Below are 16965 nucleotides of genomic sequence, written 5' to 3'. Positions count from 1 at the left end.
GCGCGGGCCCGAGAACTCATCACCCGCGCCGGACGCTCCTCGGCGACACCCGCACCGACGGGCGTTACCCTGACACCATGCAGGCCGTCTCGCCCACCGCGACCGGCGTGGCCTTCCTGGCCCGCCCGGGTCGTCCGGCCGTCGTGGCGCGAACGCTCACCGAGCTGACCGGCCCCACCCGCGGCGTGGTCGAGCTGCCGGTCCGGTTGATGTGGAACGCCGAGCGCACCTTCGACCTCGGTGACCTCGACCAACTGCTCTGGATGTACGAGAACGTGCTGCGCGAGACGGCCAACGCCGACGACCTGCGCACCCTCATCAACGGACGCACCCTGCGGCGGGTGTGGCGACTGCTCAACCTCCCCCGGGGCGTCCGCCTGGCCTGGGAGAGCCGGCACCGCGGCCTGCGCGCGGCGTGATCGCGCCCCACCTGCACGACTTCTACCGGGAGGTGGCCCGGGTGGCGTTGACCGCCGCCGGGCCGTACCGGTTCGTGCTCGGCGGCGGAGTGGCCTGGGCCGCGCACGGCCTGGTGGCCCGGCCCACCGAGGACGTGGACCTCTTCGCCGACGTGGAGGGCGCCGCCGCCGCGGCCTCCGCCGGGGTACGCGCCGCGCTGGAACGCGCCGGGTTCACCGTCTCCGACGCCGACCCGGACAGCGAACTCGCCGACCTGTTCGACGGGTACGGCCGGGACATGAAGGACTTCGTGGTGAGCCGCCACGGGCGGCAGATCCGGCTCAGCCTGGCCCGACTCGACCGGCAGCAGAGCCCGGTGGTGATGGACCTCGGCCCCGTGATGGACGTCCGCGACCTGGTCGCCAACAAGATCGCCGCGCTGGTCAACCGGCGGGAGGTCCGGGACTTCATCGACGTCGCGGCGGCGCTCGAGCACTACGACGTGACGCAACTGCTGGTGCTGGCCCGGCAGGTCGACCCCGCGCTCGACCCGGACGACGTCCGTGCCGCCGGCCGCTACCTCGACCGGCTGAACGACACCCGGTTCGGCAGGTACGGCCTGAGCCCCGACGACGTCGCCCGGGTGCGCCGGCGCTTCACCGACTGGCCGCGCTGAGACCGAGCGGTCGGCGCGCGGGCGACCACCCGGCCGGCGGCGTCACTTGGTCGGCCGGGTGCCGGTGACCCCCAGGATCTCGCCCGTGACGTAGCTGGACTCCTGGGAGGCGAAGAAGACGTACGCCGGGGCCAGCTCCGCCGGCTGCCCGGGCCGACCCTCCGGGGTGTCCGTGCCGAACTGCTCGACCTTCTCCTTCGGCATGGTGGCCGGGATCAGCGGCGTCCAGACCGGGCCGGGCGCCACCGCGTTGACCCGGATGCCCCGCTCCGCCAGGTCGGCCGCGAGCGCCTTGGTGAAGTTGGCGATCCCCGCCTTGGTGGTGGCGTAGTCCAGCAACTGCGGCGACGGGTCGAACGCCTGGATCGACGCCGTGTTGATGATCGCCGACCCCTCGGCCAGGTGCGGGACGGCGAACTTGCAGAGCCAGAACATCGCGTACAGGTTGGTCTTGAGCACCCGGTCGAACTGCTCGGTGCTGATGCCGAGGATGCCCTCGTCCTGCGACATCTGGTACGCCGCGTTGTTCACCAGGATGTCGATGCCGCCCAGGTCACGCACCGTCCGGTCGACCAGCTCCCGGCAGTGCGCCTCGTCGCGGACATCCCCGCGTACCGCGACACCCCGACGGCCGGCCTCCTCGACGAGCCGAACGGTCTCGCGAGCGTCGGCGTCCTCCTCCTCACCCAGGTACGCGATGAGCACGTCGGCGCCCTCCCGGGCGAACGCGAGAGCCACCGCCCGGCCGATCCCCGAGTCACCGCCCGTGATCAACGCCCGCTTGCCGTCGAGCTTGCCGCTGCCCCGGTACGACTCCTCGCCGTGGTCCGGCCGCGGCGTCATACCCGCCGTCGAGCCCGGCGGCGACTGCTGCTGGCCGGGCTGACCGGACTGCTGGCCGTACTGGCTGGTCGGGTCCTGCGGGGTGTGCTGGTCCTGGCTCACCGGGATCTCCTCGCCTCTGGTACCTCCGGTTAGCGCCCTACCCGACGCCGTTCTGCGGAAACCGGGGCTGACGTGGCAGGAGTGACAGGGGCTCGTTATGGTGCGCGAGGCGCTCACGAGGCGCGTCAACCCCCATGGAAGGGCACGTCATGACCTCTGGATCCGGTCCGTCGCGTCGCCAGGTGCTCGCGGTCGCCGCCGCCGCGGCCACCGCGCCGCTGATCGCCGCCTCCCCCGCCCAGGCGGCCGGCCCCGCCCGGCCGCGTACCTGGGACCTCACGCTGCTCGGCACGTCGGACACCCACGGCAACGTCTACAACTGGGATTACTACCGCGACGCCGAGTACGACGACAGCAAGCACAACGATGTCGGTGTCGCCAAGCTGGCCACCCTGATCAACCAGATCCGCCGCGAGCGGCGCGGCAGGGCGACCCTGGTGCTCGACGCCGGCGACACCATCCAGGGCACCCCCCTGGCGACGTACTACGCCAAGCAGGAGCCCATCACCGCCACCGGCGAGAAGCACCCGATGGCCCGGGCCATGAACGTCATCGACTACGACGCCGTGACGCTGGGCAACCACGAGTTCAACTACGGCCTGCCGCTGCTGGACCTGTGGATCCGCCAGCTCGGCTTCCCGGCCCTGGCCGCGAACGCGGTCAACGCCACGACCGGCAAGCCGGCCTTCCTGCCGTACGTCATCAAGAAGGTCTCCCTCGGCTTCGCCGCGCCGACCCTGCGGGTCGGCATCCTCGGCCTGACCAACCCCGGCGTGGCCATCTGGGACCGGGGCAACGTCGAGGGCAAGCTGCGTTTCGACGACATGATCGCGACCGCCGCGAAGTGGGTGCCGATCATGCGGGCCCGCGGCGCCGACCTCGTGCTGATCTCCGCCCACGGCGGCGACAGCGGCACCTCCAGCTACGGCCCGGAGCTGCCCAACGAGAACCCGGTGGCGCTGATCGCCCAGCAGGTGCCGGGGATCGACGCGATCCTCTTCGGGCACGCCCACAACGAGGTGGTCGAGCGGTTCGTCACCAACGAGCAGACCGGCACCCAGGTGCTGCTCTCCGAGCCCTCGAAATGGGGTCAGCGGCTCACCCGGATGGACTTCACCCTCACCCGTGAGCGCGGCCGGTGGACGATCACCAAGAAGGCCGCCACCATGCTGAACACCAACACGGTCGTCGAGGACCCGAAGGTCCTCGCCGCCGTACGGGCCCAGCACGCGAAGACCGTGGCGTACGTCAACCAGGTGGTCGCCACCTCCACCGTGGAGTTGTCGGCGGCGGAGTCCCGCTACAAGGACACCCCGATCCTCGACTTCATCAACCACGTGCAGACCGAGGTCGTCGGCGCGGCGCTGGCCGGCACCGCGTACGCGGACCTGCCGGTGCTGTCGATCGCCGCGCCGTTCAGCCGTACCGCCGTCTTCCCCGCCGGGGACGTCAAGATCCGCGACGTGGCCGGCCTGTACGTGTACGACAACACCCTCGAAGCCGTCGTACTCAGCGGCGCGGAGGTACGCGCGTACCTCGAATACTCGGCGAAGTACTTCCGCACCGTCGCCCCGGGCGCGACCGTCGACCCGGAGCAGATCAGCGACCCGGCGGTGCCGGACTACAACTACGACGTGATCTCCGGCCTGGACTACGACATCGACATCTCCCGGCCGGTCGGTCAGCGCATCACCCGCCTGGTGCTGCCCGGCACCGACACCCCGGTCGCGGACGACGCGCAGTTCGTGGTCGCGGTGAACAACTACCGGCGCAGCGGCGGCGGCAACTTCCCCGGCATCGTGAAGACCCAGGTCTACAACGCGCAGCAGGAGATCCGCCAGCTGCTCATCGACTGGGCCCAGGCCGAGGGGACCATCAACCCGGACGACTTCTTCCAGCCCAACTGGCGTCTCGTCCGCGAGGGCGTGCCGGTCTTCTGACCGTGGTGTGACGGCTCTTCCGATGGCGGGCCGTGGGTGGTGACACCCACGGCCCGTCCGCGTCTGCTCAGCCCTGCACGTTCCAGCGGACCGGGTCCTCAGCCTTCTCCGGCCGGTCCCGTCCGGGGTCGGTCTCGGTCAGCGCGACCTGATCCTCAGGGCGGACTGCGGGTGGCAACTCGCCGAACCGGATGTGGCGCAGGAACGCGTACTCGTCGTCGGTGAACGGCTGCTCGGCCATGCGATGCCCCCTACTCCCCTGGTCATTGTCCAACGGTGAACGCCCGACGCGCCGGTCCGCTGTCCGACACACCCCCTAAACCATCCTAGGATCCTGGGGTAAGGGTGGGCAGCTCTCGCCGATCTTGCACTAACGGTTGGTGAAGTGCTCAGGTTCGTCTGAATTGTCGCCGCAGAAAGTGCAAGATCGGCGCGCTCTCGGGGGGCGGGGCGCTCGCGGGGCGGGTTAGGACGGGGGGTTGGCGGGTGGGCGGCGTGGGGTTGGTAGGTGGTTCAGCACTGCCAGGGCTGCTTGGATCGGTTTGCGGCGCAGCATGTCGGCGAAGCTTGCTCGGCCCTGACAGAAGCGCACGAACATCCGCCAGCCGGGCGGGGTCGCCAACAGCCCGTGGAACACCCCCGGGCGGCGGGTGAACAGGTCGAGCAACCGGAACCCGGCCCGCATCTCCGGCGTCAGACGCTCGGCGACCGCCCGCTCGTACCCGGCCAGGTCACCGGCGGCGACCGCCGCTCCGGCCAGCTCCCCGGAGCGCAGGGCGAAGCTGATGCCCTCCCGGCTCCACGGCTCCAACAGCCCGGCCGCGTCCCCCACCACCAGCACCCGACCGTTGCGTAACGGCGAGTCCTCCTCGCGGCACCGGGTCAGGTGACCCGAATCGTGCGCCGCCGGCAGCCCGGTCAGACCCAACCGGTCGACGAACTGCCGCAGATAGGCACGCGTCCCCTCCCCCGCACCCCGGCCCGCGATCACACCGACCGTCAACCGGTCACCCTTGGGGAACACCCAGGCGTACGAGCCCGGCATCGCCCCCCAGTCCAGCAACAGCCGCCCGCGCCACCGCTCCTGCTCGGCGGGCGGCACCGGGATCTCCAGCTCCAGCCCCAGATCCACCTGGCGGTAGCGCACCCCCACATGCCGCGCGGTCACCCCCGAGGAGCCGTCCGCGCCGATCACCGTGCGGGCCGTCAGCGTCGTACCGTCGGCCAGTCGCAGGCGTACCCCCTCGGGGTCCTGCTCGATCGCGCGGACCGCGACCTGCTCGCGCAGCTGCGCCCCGGCGGCGACCGCCGCCGCGCGCAGGCGGTCGTCGAACTCCTCCCGGCGCACCATCGTCACCACCGGACTACCGTTGCGGCGGGTGAACTCCCGCCGGCCGTCGCGGGTGAACGTCACCCGGTCGACCCGGTCGTGCGCCGGCACCTCGATCCGGTCCCGCACCGCGGCCAGGGACGTGCCGATGAGGCCGCCGCCGCAGGTCTTGTAACGCGGGTGCGTGGCCCGCTCGACAACCAGGGTACGAACGCCGGCGCGCGCCGCGGCGTGTGCCGCGGAGAGCCCGGCGGGGCCCGCGCCGACGACGACCAGATCCCAGACGATCACTGTTGCAGCGTAGGACGTGTTCGCCCGCCACCGCCCGAACGGGTGGGCATCTTCGGGCAGGCAGGGGGTAACCGACGCGGCGCAACCGTCCGCGTCCGGCGGGTGGGCGAAGGAGGAGATCATGCAGCGGATGGAGCTGTCGGAGGTCGAGCGGAAGGTGTACGAGGCGGTCACCGCCCTCGAAGCACGCGGCCAGGTGCCCTATCCGGACCTGATCGCCGAAGGGTCCGGGCTCACCGAGGAGCAGGTACACGCGCCGCTGCACCAGCTCACCGAGAAGGGTCTGCTGCACCGCGAGGACTCGCCGATGGCCGGCCTCGACTTCGGCCCCCGGTTCTGCGCCCGTCAGATGGCGTGACCCTGGACGGTTGGCCCCCGGTGGTCGGGGTAGCGGTCAGGAATGCATGATCGACCGTCAACGGGGGGCACGATGAACGCGGCGCGCGAGCCGCAGCCGGTCGACGCGGCCGAGAACCGCCGACGCTGGCAGGCGGTCGGCGTCGGGCTGGTCGCCGCGTTCATGACGCTGCTCGACGTCAGCATCGTCAACGTCGCGGTGCCGTCCATCGACCGGGCGCTGCACGCCTCACCGAGCGACCTGCAGTGGGTCCTCTCCGGGTACGCGCTCACCTTCGGCCTCGTGCTCGTACCGGCCGGACGCTTCGGAGACTTCCGGGGCCGGCGCAACGCGTTCGTCTTCGGGATCGCGTTGTTCACCCTGACCAGCGCGCTCGCCGGCCTGGCGACCTCACCCACCTGGCTGGTCGTCGCCCGGCTGCTCCAGGGCGCCGCCGCCGGCATCGTCAACCCGCAGGTGATCGGGCTGATCCAACAGCTGTTCCGGGGGCCGGAGCGGGCCCGGCCGTTCGGGTTGCTCGGCGCGACCATCGGCATCTCCACCGCCGTCGGGCCGCTGCTCGGCGGACTGCTCATCGCCCTCGGCGGTGAGGAGCACGGCTGGCGGTGGGTCTTCTTCGTCAACGTGCCGGTCGGCATCGTCGCGGTGATCCTGGGCTGGCGGCTGCTGCCCGGTCGGCCCGACGGGCAACCCGGACGCCGTCGACTCGACCCGGTCGGTGTGCTGCTGCTCGGCGTCGGCGTGGTGCTCATCCTGCTGCCGCTGGTGCAGGAGCAGCAGTGGCGTACGCCGTGGAAGTGGGCGCTCATCCCGGCCGGCCTGGTGGTGCTGGTCGCCTTCGGCCTGTGGGAACGGTGGTACGCGCGGCACCGGGAACCGCTGTTCGACCTGCGCCTGTTCACCTTCCAGTCGTACACGCTCGGGTCGCTCATCGCGCTCGTCTACTTCGGTGGCTTCACCGCGATCTTCTTCATCTTCACCCTGTTCCTGCAGAACGGGCGCGGCTACAGCGCGCTCGTCGCCGGTCTCGCCATCACCCCGTTCGCGCTCGGCTCCGCCGCGGCGTCCGCGCTGGGCGGGCGCATCGTCAACCGGTTCGGCCGGCCCCTGGTCGCCATCGGCCTGCTCGGCGTGGTGATCGGGTTGGTGGCCACGGTGCTCGCCCTGCACCTCGCGCCGGACAGCCCGGCACCCTGGGTCACCGCCGGTCCGCTGCTCGTCGCCGGCATCGGCAGCGGCCTGGTCATCGCCCCCAACCAGACACTCACTCTCGCCCAGGTGCCGGTCCCCCAGGCGGGCAGCGGGGCCGGGATGCTCCAGACCGGCCAACGGATCGGCGCCGCCGCCGGCATCGCCGCTGTCGGCTCGATGTTCTTCTCCTCACTGGCCGACAGTCACGGCGACTGGACGGCGGCGTTCGAGAAGTCGCTGCTGCTCGCCACGGGCATCATCGCGCTCGCACTGGTGGCGGCGCTTGTCGACATCTTCCGCAATCACCACCGCTGACGACGCCGCTGTGCAGACGGCGATGGCCGGCACCCGTGGTGGGGTGCCGGCCATCGGTGTGTTCGTCAGCTGTTCCAGTACTGGCCGACCAGGTCGGTGGCCTGCTGTTCCCACTGGGCGTACGCGTCGGGGTAGGCGGAGACCTGCACGGTCTGCGCGGCGTCGGTTAGCGGCATGTCCTGCCAGCCGTCGACCTGCTTGAGGCCCTTGAGGAACGCGGTGGTGGAGTACTCGGGGTTGGTGATCTGCTCCGGGGTGCCCCAACCGCTGGACGGGCGCTGCTGGAACAGGCCCAGCGAGTCGTGGTCGTTCATATCGCCGAGGTGGCCCAGGTTCTCCAGCTTCGACTCCTGCAGGCTGGTCGCGATCGAGATGACCGCCGCCCGCTCGGGCAGGCCGGCCTTCTTCGTGGCGGCGATGATGGCCTTGACGTTGGCGGTCTGCTCGTCGTTGAGGGTGATGTGGGACTGGTCGCCCTGCGGCTTCGCCGCAGTCTGCACGGCAACAGCGGTGGGCTTGGCGTCGGCGGCCGGGGTGGCGGCGTGGGCGGCGATGGGGCCGGCGAAGACGCCACCGGCGAACGCGAGACCAGCAACAGACAGCATGCTCTTGCGGAAGATCGTGTTCATGAGGGGGTTGCTCCTTCGGGGGTAGGAAACACCCACGTCACCCGTTCGGGGGGATCGGTGACTTGGGTGTTCAGCACCTCGTCCGGGCGCTTGCACAAAGTCTTTGAGGGGGGCGGCGGCCGGCGAGCCGGAGGGCTCGGGCGCCGCGGACCGGGTTCAACGACCCGACGGCCGGGGTCATTCCCGGGGGGCTCGGCGGCCTGCGGGCGGTTGCTCGTGGCGGCCGGTCCGTGTGTAACGACCCGACGGCCGGGGCCATTCCCGCAGGCGGGCGGCCCGGTGGGCTCGTCGCGCCGGGCCGGGTGCAACGACCGGCGGTGCGGGGTCACTCCCCGGGGTCCTTTGCTCTGCTTCAACCCGCGCAACACCCAGTGTCCGGATATCGGACGCGCGCCGGTGCGTCCGTTGAAGCAGAGCAAAGGGACACGACTGAAGCAGAGCAAAGGGACACGACGCCAACAGGCACGCCCCCGCGGGTGGGCATCGACCCCCGACCCGCGATGATCACGCGCCCACCCGCTCACCCCACACGGCCCATCACCGGACACAGCGCCCAACCGGGCCGTCGGCGGCGGTCTGCGGGATGCGTCCGGGCGGTGATCCACACGAGATCGCCGAAGTCGCGGTATCCGAGGCCGGTTGACACCCCCAGATCGGCGAAATCGAGTCGATCACGACCATTTGGGCAGGCTACCGACCGATCGGGCTGTACCCGACGCCCGGGCCGCCGAGGCACCACGCTCGTTGCGGGCGAGAACGGACACAAACGTCCCACCGACTCACCGGCACCAGCAGCGGGGCCGTCCTGCGGATCGGCGACCGGGTGCACGACCACCTCGTCCGTGACGGACCGCTCGATCGACTCCGGATCGCCGAAGTCGGGGTGTCCGGGACCTGTCGATGCCCCCAGATCAGCAAACTCGTGTCGATCACGAGACCTCGCGGCGTGGGTGACGCAAACGTGACGGCTGGCGCCCGTCGGGTGATCCGACGGGCGCCAGCCGGGGGTACGTCCGGGCACTGCCCGGTTGGTGGGTCGCCGGTTAGTGGGCGGCTCCGCTGAAGCGCTGGCGGCGACGCCAGGCCAGGGTCAGCAGCAGCATGATCGCACCGGCGCCGACGAGGCCGCCGCCGAGCTTCATGGGCGTACCGATGCTGTCACCGGTGACGGGCAGCGGCTGCTTGCGGTGCAGCACCCGCAGCTCGGTGGACGCGGTCCGGCCGGACTCGCGGCCGGTGGCCGTGAAGGTCAGCAGGCCCGTCACCGAGGGCTTGTAGCTCTTGGTGAAGCGCCCCTGGGCGTTCGTGTACGCCGTGAAGTTGAGCGGTGCGCTGGCCTGGTACGCCACCGGCGCCATCGCCACGGTGGTCCCGTCGCTGCGGCGGGCCGGCGCGTTGCCGGCGGCCGGGGCAGCGAGGGGGGTGACCGTCACGGAGATGTCGACGGTCTCGTTGGGCCCGAAGCCGGTGCCGGTGAGCAAGACCGTCTCGCCGAGGAAGATCGTCGGCCGGTTGACGGTCAGGGACGCGACGGCCGGCGGGTACGGCGGCGGCTGGGGTGTGCCGGTGGTCGCGCTGGGCGACGGCTGAGCCGGTTGCGCCCCCGCAGCCGTCGGCACGGCCACCACGGCCAGACCGACCGTGAGCGCCATGATGATGCGGGATAGCCGCATGATTGGTTCCCTCCTACTGGTCACAGCTTGGTGCGGAATGAACTTGGGTGGTCCAAGGGCTGGCGGTGGGGGTCAGCCACAGCTCGGCCTGCCCGACGCCGGTCTTGGCCGTCAGGACGGTGACCTCCAGCGCCCGCTCGGCGCCGGGGCCGATGTCGACGTTGGCCGTCGCCACCTGGCGGCGGCGTTCGGTGCCGCTGCCCAGTGCCGTCTCGGCCCCGTCCAGCCGGGCGTCGAGCACGGAGCCGCCGGCCGGGCTGTAGATCGACACCAGCGTGCGGACGGTGTACGGATCGCCAGCCAGACCGAGGCCAAGGATCGACTCGCTGAGCCCTGACTTCGGCGCCGTCGAGCGCAGGGTGACCCGCAGCCGGAGCTCGCGGCGGCCGTCGGGCCGGCATGCGCCGACCGTGAGGTTCGCCGTCGGCCGCAGGTAGTAGCCGAGCTTCGCGCCGCTGCCGTCGTTGAGGAACACGCCGACCGTCGGCACGGTGTCCTGTTCCGGGAGCGTCCCGGCCATCCGGCTGTCGCCGAACGTCCGCTGTTCTTCCGGGTGGGCACTCCAGAACAATATCCGGCGTTCCGTGATAGCACGGTCGAATGCGGACAACAACACCCTTGGGTTGACATTCTTCTTGAAAAAGGCGTCAAACACCGCGGCCGCCGAGGATGCGAAGTAGGCGTCCTGCTGCGCCACGTCCAGCCGTTGGTAGGACTCGTTGAGCAGGGTCTGCACGACCTTCTCGCTGGCCAGGGGAACCCCGCCGGGTACCAGCACCGGGCCGGTCGCCTTGAGCAGGTAGGAGAGCACCACCGGGTCGACGGCGAGCACACCATCGACGGTGGTCCCGGTCTTGCGCCGGTACATCTCCCGGTACAGGGCGGCGGCGGTCGGGAAATGCGGGGTCAGGTTCACGTCGGCCGGATAGATGCCCGGCAGGTCCGTCCATACCGCCCGCGTCTCGGCGGGCAGCTTCAGCGCCGGGCTGAACCGACCGAGGGACGCGCTGCTGCCCTGCCGGCCCATCCGGACCCGCCCGTTCTCGGCCTCGATCGTCGCGTACGCGCCGAACATGCCGCCGGTGGCACGCAGCTCGGCCAGGTTCTGCGAGACGAGCAGGTAACGCCGGGGGCCACTGGCGCCGAGCAGCGGCGGTAGCAGCCGGGCGCCCTGGTCGGCCGCGGCGGTGAGGCTGGCCAGCCGGTCGATCTCACCACGGAGGTCGGTGAGCGCCTGACGGACCTGGCTGACCAGCTTGTCGGCCGGCACGGTGGCCAGGTTTCGGCGGGTGCCCTGCACCGAGTCGTTGACCCGGGCCAGCTCCGCCGAGACCGAGGTGAGCCGGGCCAGGTCCAGCCGACCGCTGGCCGGCACCAAGCTGGTCAGATCCGTGCGCAGCAGGCTGGGAAACGCCTGCCGGGCCAGGTCGTCGATGGCGACGGCGATCAGCCGGACCGCGTCGAGGTCGTCACCGGCCACCGGCGTGTGCCGACCCAGCTTCCAGCTCGGGTCGGAGGTGGCGGACCGGGCGGCACCGGACTGCTCCTGCAGGGCGGAGAGGGTCCGCAGGGCACGATCGGTGTCTCCACCGACGACCTGGGCGCTCAGCTCCCGGGCCAGGCCGGCGGCGTTGACCAGGTGGGCGCGCGCCTGCCACCCGCGAAAGCCGATCCACCCGCCGGCGGCAAGTACCAGCGACCCGACCACCAGGGCCCCGAGCAGGGCCCGCCGCAGTCGTGCGCGCCGGCGACGCCGGGACCGGCTTCGCCGGCGACGTGGCCGTTCGCTCTCCGTCACACCACACTCCTGTTTGCCGGAATCGGACAGTCGGTCGGATTCCCTGACGTTCTTAGCACGTTACGAGGACTCTCGTACCGTTATGGCAATTTGCGTCCCTTACGCGAGTTTCGCTCGCGGCTCCGTCATCCGCTGCGGCACGCGGCCCGCAGCCTCGTGCAGCAGCCGTTCGATCCGGTCCACGCCGCCTGGCAGCGACATCTCCCGCAGGTACGTCTGCCGTCCCCGGCGACCCATCTCGGTGCGCGCGGGCGGTGGGATGGTGGCCGCCAGCCAGAACCGGTCGGCCAACGCGGCCCAGTCCTCGGGTGGGCAGGACAGTCCGGCTCGGGCGCGTTCGACCAGCTCGACGGTGTCCCCGCCGGCCGACGCGACCACCGGCGCGGCGCACGAGAGCGCGGCCTGGAGCTTGCCCGGCACCATGCCACGAAGCTCGGGCAGGTCGCGCAGCATGATCAACTGGTAGTCGGCGGCGGCGTACAGCTCGGGCATGTCGACGGGTGACCGCCGTTCCAGGAAGCGGACGTTCTCCGCCTTGAGGTCGGCGGCGAGGCCCCGGACCCGCCGCTCGTCCGCGCCCGAGCCGACCAGGACCAGGTCCATCGTCCGGTCCAGCGCCGCTGCGGCGCGTACCGCCGTCTCCAGGCCCTGGCGGGGTCCGATGGTTCCGGCGTGCATGACCACGCACCGGCGATCCCTGCGGACCAGTTGCCGGGCCGCCGCGCCGGGCGTCGCCGGGTAGAAGATGCGCTCGTCGGTCCAGTTCAGGACCAGATCGACCCGGCCGGGGTCGGCGCCGGCCGCGACCACCAGGTCGCGCATCGAGGGCGCGGCCACGGCGACCCGCGCGGCCGACCGGTAGATGCGGGTCATCGCGGCGTCCATCCGGGCCAACCAGCGGCCGCCGGCAGCCGCCTCGTCGCCGTCGCGGGCCCAGACGTCCTGTACGTGCAGCACGGCCGGCACCTTCGCGAGGAGCCGCAGGACGGCGGCGGTGGCGAACGTGGTGGCCGGCAACTGGAAGACGTAGAGCGCGTCCACGTCACCCAGGAACCGACGTGCCGCCAGCGAGGCGCTCCCGGCGAACGACAGATAGCTGGCCATCCGCGCCGCGGTGGAGGTGGCCCCGCCGGAGACGCGCGGCACCCGCCGGACCGACAGCCGGTCGCTGTGCGTCTCGTGGTGCCACCGCTGCCGCCACCCGGGATAGACGTGGCCGCCCGGGTAGTCGGGGAATCCGGTGAGCACACGGACCTCGTGCCCCCGCGCGGCCAACTCCTCGGCGAGGCTGCCGGGGATGAACGCCGGCTCGGGCGGGAAGTGGTACGACAGGATGCCGATCTTCACCGGGGCACCGCCGGTGGGCGCGGACCGGGCTCGACCGGCGCGGCACCGCGTCCGGCGGGTCGGCCCGCGTACGATGCTGGCAACCCCGCCCCGCGCGCCGAGCGGCGTCGACGCACCACCCGCACGGTGTGGCGACCCGCGTCCGCATCCACGAGAGGGCTCCCGATGGCCGACCGCCTGCTGTTCGTCTGCCACGCCAACCTCTGCCGCTCGCCGATGGCCGAGTACCTGGCCCGCCGGCTGCTGGCCGACCGGGCGGTGCTGGTGTCCAGCGCCGGCACCGACGCGATGGACGGGTTGGCCATGCACCCGTACGCGGCGCAGGTCGTCGCCGAGCAAGGTGGCGACCCGGCGGCGTTCGCGAGCCGCACGCTGCGGGCCGAGCAGCTGGCCGACGCGACGCTGGTGCTGACCGCGACGCGGCGGCAGCGGTCGGTGTGCACCTCGCTCGCGCCCGGCGCGCTGCACCGGACGTTCACCCTGCGCCAGTTCGGCCGGCTGGCGGCGGCGGCCGAGCCGCCGGTCGGCACGGCCGACGATCCGCTGGGGGCGGCCATCGCCGCCGCCGCCAGCGCCCGGGGGCGGCTGCAACCCGCCGCCCCGGACGCGGACGACCTGCGGGACCCGATCGGCGGTACGGTCGCCGACTTCCGCCGCTGCGCTGAGGAGATCGAACGCTCGCTACGACCCCTCGCCGCGCTCATCGGGGCAGCCGGGTGAGTTCCTGGGTACGGTCGCCGACGCCGTTGACCCCGGCGCCCTCGCTGTGTCGGGCGGTGGTGGCCCGGTCGGTCGGAACCGACGGCGTGGCGGTCGAGGCGACCACCCGGTAGGCCTCGTACTGGTACGCCTCGGCCTTGGCGACCTTCGCCATGTTGAGTACGCAGCCGAGCAGCCGCACCGAGACCGAGTGCAGCGAACGGGCCGCCGCGGCCACCTGGGTCCGCGACGTACGGCCCTGCTGGCTCACCAGCAGCGCGCCGTCGGCCTGGACGGCCACCACGACGCCGTCGGTCACCGCGAGCAACGGCGCGGTGTCGATGATCACGATGTCCGCGGACTCCCGCAGCGCGAGCAGCAGGTCCGCCATCGCCTTGGAGCCGAGCAGCTCGCTCGGGTTGGGCGGCGCGGAACCGCTGGGCAGCACCAGCAGGGACTTGTCGCCCCAGCGCTGCACCACGTCACCGACCTGGACGTCACCGACCAGCACGTCGGTGAGGCCGACCCCGGCGTCCAGACCCAGGTACTCGTCGACCTTCGGCCGGCGCAGGTCGGCGTCGACCAGCAGCACCCGCCAGCCCGCCTCGGCCAGCGCGATGGCCAGGTTGCACGACATCGTCGTCTTGCCCTCGCCCTGCAGGGCGCTGGTCACGGCGATGACCCGGGCCGGCTCGTGCACGTCCACGAAGCGCAGGTTGGTGCGCAACTTGCGGACCGCCTCCGCGCGGGCCGACGTCGCGGCGTCCCCGACGATCAGCGGGGACGTGCGGGCGGCGCCCTCGAACGGGATCTCGCCGAGCAGCGGGCTGCCGGTGGCGCGTTGCAGGCCGGCGGCGTCGCGCAGCCGGACATCGGCGACACCGCGCAGGATCGCCAGCCCGACACCGAGCGCGAGCCCGAGCAGACCGCCGAGCACGAGGTTACGCAGCGGCTTCGGTGAGACCGGGCTCGCGCTGACCCGCGGACCGCTGACCACCTCGATCTTGATGGGCGCCTTGCCCTCGGGGGGTGTCTCGACCTTCTGCACAAGGTCGACGAACTTCGCGGCGAGGGTCTCGCTCACCCGCAGTGCCCGGGCCTGGTCCGTGTCGGTGACCGAGGCGCGCAGCAGGACCGTGCCCGCCTCGGTGGAGGTGGTCACCCGGCGCTGCACCTCGTCCGCGGTGAGTCCGACCGGCGTCTCGGCCGCGACGCTCTGCGCCAGACGGTCGCTGCTGAGCAGGTCGGCGTACGACTTGACGCGCTGCTGAAGGAATAGCCCACCCTGGTAGGCGTCGGTGACGCCCTGGTTGGGGGTGGTGACGAAGAAGGTCACCGAGGCGACGTACCGGGGCTGGGCCCGTACGGTCAGGAACGCCGAGGCGCCCAGGGCCACCATGATCGTGACCAGTACGACCCACCAGTGCCGACGCACATGGCGCATTTGGCGGAGCAGGTCCATCAGGCTTGCCTCCGGGCGGGTCCGGTTACGCCAAAGAACTTCACGAAAACCCCCAAGGTCGTCTGTCAACTCGTGAAACCATTAAAGCCCTTCATAGGGCTTATGTCCGGAGTTATGTGTTTTCGGCGTCCGTAAGCCCGCCCCCGGCATGACCAACCCGACAAAGGGCCATTCGGCAGCGGCGGTACCCGGAAAAGTCGGCAACCGATTTGGATGCCGATCTCGATCGCCGCGTCGCGCACCGCATGATCACGGCGCCGCCGACCGGATAGGGTCGACAGCGGTGTGCCGGGAAGTCTGGTCGGCGATTGGATCCCTGCCGTCCCGACACCCGAGGTGAGCCCCTTCATGACCGGCCACACCCCCCACCGCGACCGACTCTTCTCGCGGTCGTCCTGGCCCGAGGCCCGATACCTGGCCGACGTGCTGCGCACCGAAACGGTCGGCGGCGCGCTGCTGCTGCTCGGCGCCGTCGTCGCGCTGATCTGGGCGAACTCGCCGTGGAGTGAGGCGTACGTCCGGCTCGGCGGATGGGTGCCCTGGCCCGGCGGCGAGCGCTGGCACCTCGATCTGAGCCTCGCCACCTGGGCCGCCGACGGCCTGCTCGCCATCTTCTTCTTCGTGGTGGGCCTGGAACTCAAGCGTGAGTTCGTCGCCGGTGACCTTCGTGACCCGCGACGCGCGGCGCTGCCGGTGGTGGCCGCCCTCGGTGGAATGGCCATGCCGGCGTTGATCTACGTGGCCGTGCTCCTCAGCACGGGCGGAGAGGGACTACGGGGCTGGGCCATCCCGACCGCCACCGACATCGCCTTCGCGCTGGCCGTCCTCGCGGTGGTCAGCTCACACCTGCCACAGGGCCTGCGCGCCTTCCTGCTCACCCTGGCCGTGGTCGACGACCTGTTCGCGATCACCATCATCGCGGTCTTCTACACCGCCGACTTCCACCCGCTGCCGCTGCTGGCCGCGCTCGCCCCGATCGGGCTCTTCGCCTGGCTCGTACGTCGGGGCCGGACCTGGCGGTGGGCCCTCGTCCCGCTCGCGGCCGCCACCTGGGCGCTGGTGCACGCCTCGGGTGTGCACGCCACGGTCGCCGGCGTGCTGCTCGGCTTCACGGTGCCGGTGCTGGCCCGCGCTCGTGGCGGCACCGACCGGACGGATTCGGGCAGCGCGGACGCGGGTGGGCTCGCCGCCCACCTGGAACACCGGTGGCGACCCGTGTCGGCCGGCTTCGCCGTGCCGGTCTTCGCCCTCTTCGCGGCCGGTGTGACGCTCCGCGGCACCGATCTCGGGGCCCTGTTGACCGACCCGCTGGTGCTCGCCGTGGTGGCCGGTCTGGTGCTCGGCAAGAGCATCGGCATCTTCGGCTCGACCTACCTGCTGGCCCGGTTCACCCGCGCCGAACTCGACGAGGACATCACCTGGTCCGACCTGTTCGGCATCGCCCTGCTGGCCGGGGTCGGGTTCACCGTCTCCCTGCTCATCGGCGACCTGGCGTTCGGCGCGGGCAGTACGGCCGACGAGCGGGTCAAGGCGGCGGTCCTCACCGGGTCGGTGATCTCCGCGGCGCTCGCCGCCGCCGTGCTCGCCCGCCGCAACGCCGCGTACCGGCGGGTGGCCGAGAAGGAACGCCTCGACGCCGACGGTGACGGGGTGCCCGACGTCTACCAGCGGCCCGGACGCAACTGACCGGGCCGGGCCGCTGGGCGCCGTGGTCAGCGGCTGCGGTCGTGCGGCGCCCGCTCCTCGGTCTCGTCCGCGAGGGCGTCGGCGGTGGGCGCGGTCAGGTCGTCGGCGGGCACCGCCACCTCCTCCGCGAGGTCCTGCTCGTCGGGCTTGCCGCCGGGCTGCGGCTCGGGAGCGGTGGCGCCGCCGGCGTACCCGTACTCGTTCGGTTCGTCATGCCGGCTCATGT

16 protein-coding genes are annotated in these 16965 nt (G+C 71.8%); 7 read left to right on the top strand and 9 right to left on the bottom strand.

Annotated elements, in window-relative coordinates:
* Positions 1-77: 77 nt before the first annotated feature.
* Positions 78-419: a hypothetical protein gene (locus tag ACN263_RS14130; protein WP_422740269.1), complete on the top strand. Its 342-nt coding sequence runs from the start codon at positions 78-80 to the stop codon at positions 417-419.
* Positions 416-1075 (top strand): nucleotidyl transferase AbiEii/AbiGii toxin family protein, encoded by a 660-nt coding sequence (locus ACN263_RS14125; RefSeq protein ID WP_422740268.1) that lies wholly within the window; start codon positions 416-418, stop codon positions 1073-1075. Before ACN263_RS14130 ends, ACN263_RS14125 begins: the two co-directional genes overlap by 4 nt.
* Positions 1076-1117: 42 nt before the next feature.
* Here the strand turns inward: ACN263_RS14125 and ACN263_RS14120 are convergent, their stop codons facing one another.
* Positions 1118-2020 (bottom strand): SDR family oxidoreductase, encoded by a 903-nt coding sequence (locus ACN263_RS14120; protein WP_422740267.1) that lies wholly within the window; start codon positions 2018-2020, stop codon positions 1118-1120.
* Between the two features lie 149 nt (positions 2021-2169).
* Between ACN263_RS14120 and ACN263_RS14115 the strand changes: the two genes are divergently transcribed.
* Positions 2170-3960, top strand: a complete 1791-nt coding sequence (locus ACN263_RS14115; RefSeq protein WP_422740266.1) for a bifunctional metallophosphatase/5'-nucleotidase — start codon at positions 2170-2172, stop codon at positions 3958-3960.
* Between the two features lie 67 nt (positions 3961-4027).
* Here the strand turns inward: ACN263_RS14115 and ACN263_RS14110 are convergent, their stop codons facing one another.
* Together ACN263_RS14110 and ACN263_RS14105 are read right to left on the bottom strand one after the other, a co-directional pair.
* The gene (locus tag ACN263_RS14110; RefSeq protein ID WP_355053659.1) at positions 4028-4201 is read right to left on the bottom strand and encodes a hypothetical protein; all 174 of its coding nucleotides are present in this window, start codon (positions 4199-4201) and stop codon (positions 4028-4030) included.
* A gap of 225 nt (positions 4202-4426) precedes the next feature.
* The gene (locus ACN263_RS14105; RefSeq protein ID WP_422740265.1) at positions 4427-5581 is read right to left on the bottom strand and encodes a geranylgeranyl reductase family protein; all 1155 of its coding nucleotides are present in this window, start codon (positions 5579-5581) and stop codon (positions 4427-4429) included.
* Positions 5582-5702: 121 nt separating this feature from the next.
* Between ACN263_RS14105 and ACN263_RS14100 the strand changes: the two genes are divergently transcribed.
* Complete coding sequence (locus tag ACN263_RS14100) at positions 5703-5939, top strand: hypothetical protein (protein ID WP_422740263.1); 237 nt, start codon at positions 5703-5705, stop codon at positions 5937-5939.
* 42 nt (positions 5940-5981) lie between these two features.
* Positions 5982-7445 carry an MFS transporter gene (locus ACN263_RS14095; RefSeq protein WP_422740262.1) on the top strand — a complete coding sequence of 488 codons (1464 nt, stop codon included), beginning with the start codon at positions 5982-5984 and terminating at the stop codon, positions 7443-7445.
* A gap of 65 nt (positions 7446-7510) precedes the next feature.
* Here the strand turns inward: ACN263_RS14095 and ACN263_RS14090 are convergent, their stop codons facing one another.
* The 4 genes from ACN263_RS14090 to ACN263_RS14075 form a co-directional block, all read right to left on the bottom strand.
* Complete coding sequence (locus ACN263_RS14090) at positions 7511-8074, bottom strand: hypothetical protein (RefSeq protein WP_422740260.1); 564 nt, start codon at positions 8072-8074, stop codon at positions 7511-7513.
* A gap of 1043 nt (positions 8075-9117) precedes the next feature.
* A complete protein-coding gene (locus tag ACN263_RS14085) occupies positions 9118-9747 on the bottom strand; it encodes a hypothetical protein (RefSeq protein ID WP_422740259.1) in 630 nt (209 codons plus the stop codon).
* Between the two features lie 13 nt (positions 9748-9760).
* Positions 9761-11545: a DUF4012 domain-containing protein gene (locus tag ACN263_RS14080; RefSeq protein WP_422740258.1), complete on the bottom strand. Its 1785-nt coding sequence runs from the start codon at positions 11543-11545 to the stop codon at positions 9761-9763.
* A 99-nt stretch (positions 11546-11644) separates the two neighbouring features.
* Entirely contained in the window at positions 11645-12892 is a 1248-nt protein-coding gene (locus ACN263_RS14075; protein WP_422740257.1) for a glycosyltransferase family 4 protein, read from the bottom strand.
* A gap of 165 nt (positions 12893-13057) precedes the next feature.
* On the opposite strand from ACN263_RS14075, the gene ACN263_RS14070 reads away from it, so the two are divergent.
* Positions 13058-13612 carry a low molecular weight phosphatase family protein gene (locus tag ACN263_RS14070; protein WP_422740256.1) on the top strand — a complete coding sequence of 185 codons (555 nt, stop codon included), beginning with the start codon at positions 13058-13060 and terminating at the stop codon, positions 13610-13612.
* Here ACN263_RS14070 and ACN263_RS14065 read toward each other — a convergent pair.
* Entirely contained in the window at positions 13593-15035 is a 1443-nt protein-coding gene (locus ACN263_RS14065; protein ID WP_422740255.1) for a polysaccharide biosynthesis tyrosine autokinase, read from the bottom strand. The two genes, ACN263_RS14070 and ACN263_RS14065, sit on opposite strands and share 20 nt — an antisense overlap.
* Before the next feature lie 366 nt (positions 15036-15401).
* On the opposite strand from ACN263_RS14065, the gene nhaA reads away from it, so the two are divergent.
* Entirely contained in the window at positions 15402-16739 is a 1338-nt protein-coding gene (gene nhaA, locus ACN263_RS14060) for a Na+/H+ antiporter NhaA (protein WP_422740254.1), read from the top strand.
* 26 nt (positions 16740-16765) lie between these two features.
* Here nhaA and ACN263_RS14055 read toward each other — a convergent pair whose 3' ends face one another.
* Complete coding sequence (locus ACN263_RS14055) at positions 16766-16963, bottom strand: hypothetical protein (protein ID WP_422740253.1); 198 nt, start codon at positions 16961-16963, stop codon at positions 16766-16768.
* Positions 16964-16965 lie beyond the last annotated feature (2 nt).

Source organism: Micromonospora sp. WMMD729 (assembly GCF_049315225.1).
Classification (GTDB): Bacteria; Actinomycetota; Actinomycetes; order Mycobacteriales; family Micromonosporaceae; genus Micromonospora.
The sequence above is the reverse complement of the archived record's forward strand: the minus strand, read 5'-3'. Positions and strand labels throughout refer to the sequence as shown.

What these genes read in the sequence shown, in the direction of transcription:
- ACN263_RS14055 (WP_422740253.1), bottom strand. Translation starts at nt 16,963, where the DNA reads ATGAGCCGGCATGACGAACCGAACGAGTACGGGTACGCCGGCGGCGCC.
- ACN263_RS14090 (WP_422740260.1), bottom strand. Translation starts at nt 8,074, where the DNA reads ATGAACACGATCTTCCGCAAGAGCATGCTGTCTGTTGCTGGTCTCGCG.
- ACN263_RS14115 (WP_422740266.1), top strand. Translation starts at nt 2,170, where the DNA reads ATGACCTCTGGATCCGGTCCGTCGCGTCGCCAGGTGCTCGCGGTCGCC.
- nhaA (WP_422740254.1), top strand. Translation starts at nt 15,402, where the DNA reads ATGACCGGCCACACCCCCCACCGCGACCGACTCTTCTCGCGGTCGTCC.
- ACN263_RS14100 (WP_422740263.1), top strand. Translation starts at nt 5,703, where the DNA reads ATGCAGCGGATGGAGCTGTCGGAGGTCGAGCGGAAGGTGTACGAGGCG.
- ACN263_RS14110 (WP_355053659.1), bottom strand. Translation starts at nt 4,201, where the DNA reads ATGGCCGAGCAGCCGTTCACCGACGACGAGTACGCGTTCCTGCGCCAC.
- ACN263_RS14065 (WP_422740255.1), bottom strand. Translation starts at nt 15,035, where the DNA reads ATGCGCCATGTGCGTCGGCACTGGTGGGTCGTACTGGTCACGATCATG.
- ACN263_RS14085 (WP_422740259.1), bottom strand. Translation starts at nt 9,747, where the DNA reads ATGCGGCTATCCCGCATCATCATGGCGCTCACGGTCGGTCTGGCCGTG.
- ACN263_RS14070 (WP_422740256.1), top strand. Translation starts at nt 13,058, where the DNA reads ATGGCCGACCGCCTGCTGTTCGTCTGCCACGCCAACCTCTGCCGCTCG.
- ACN263_RS14130 (WP_422740269.1), top strand. Translation starts at nt 78, where the DNA reads ATGCAGGCCGTCTCGCCCACCGCGACCGGCGTGGCCTTCCTGGCCCGC.
- ACN263_RS14095 (WP_422740262.1), top strand. Translation starts at nt 5,982, where the DNA reads ATGCATGATCGACCGTCAACGGGGGGCACGATGAACGCGGCGCGCGAG.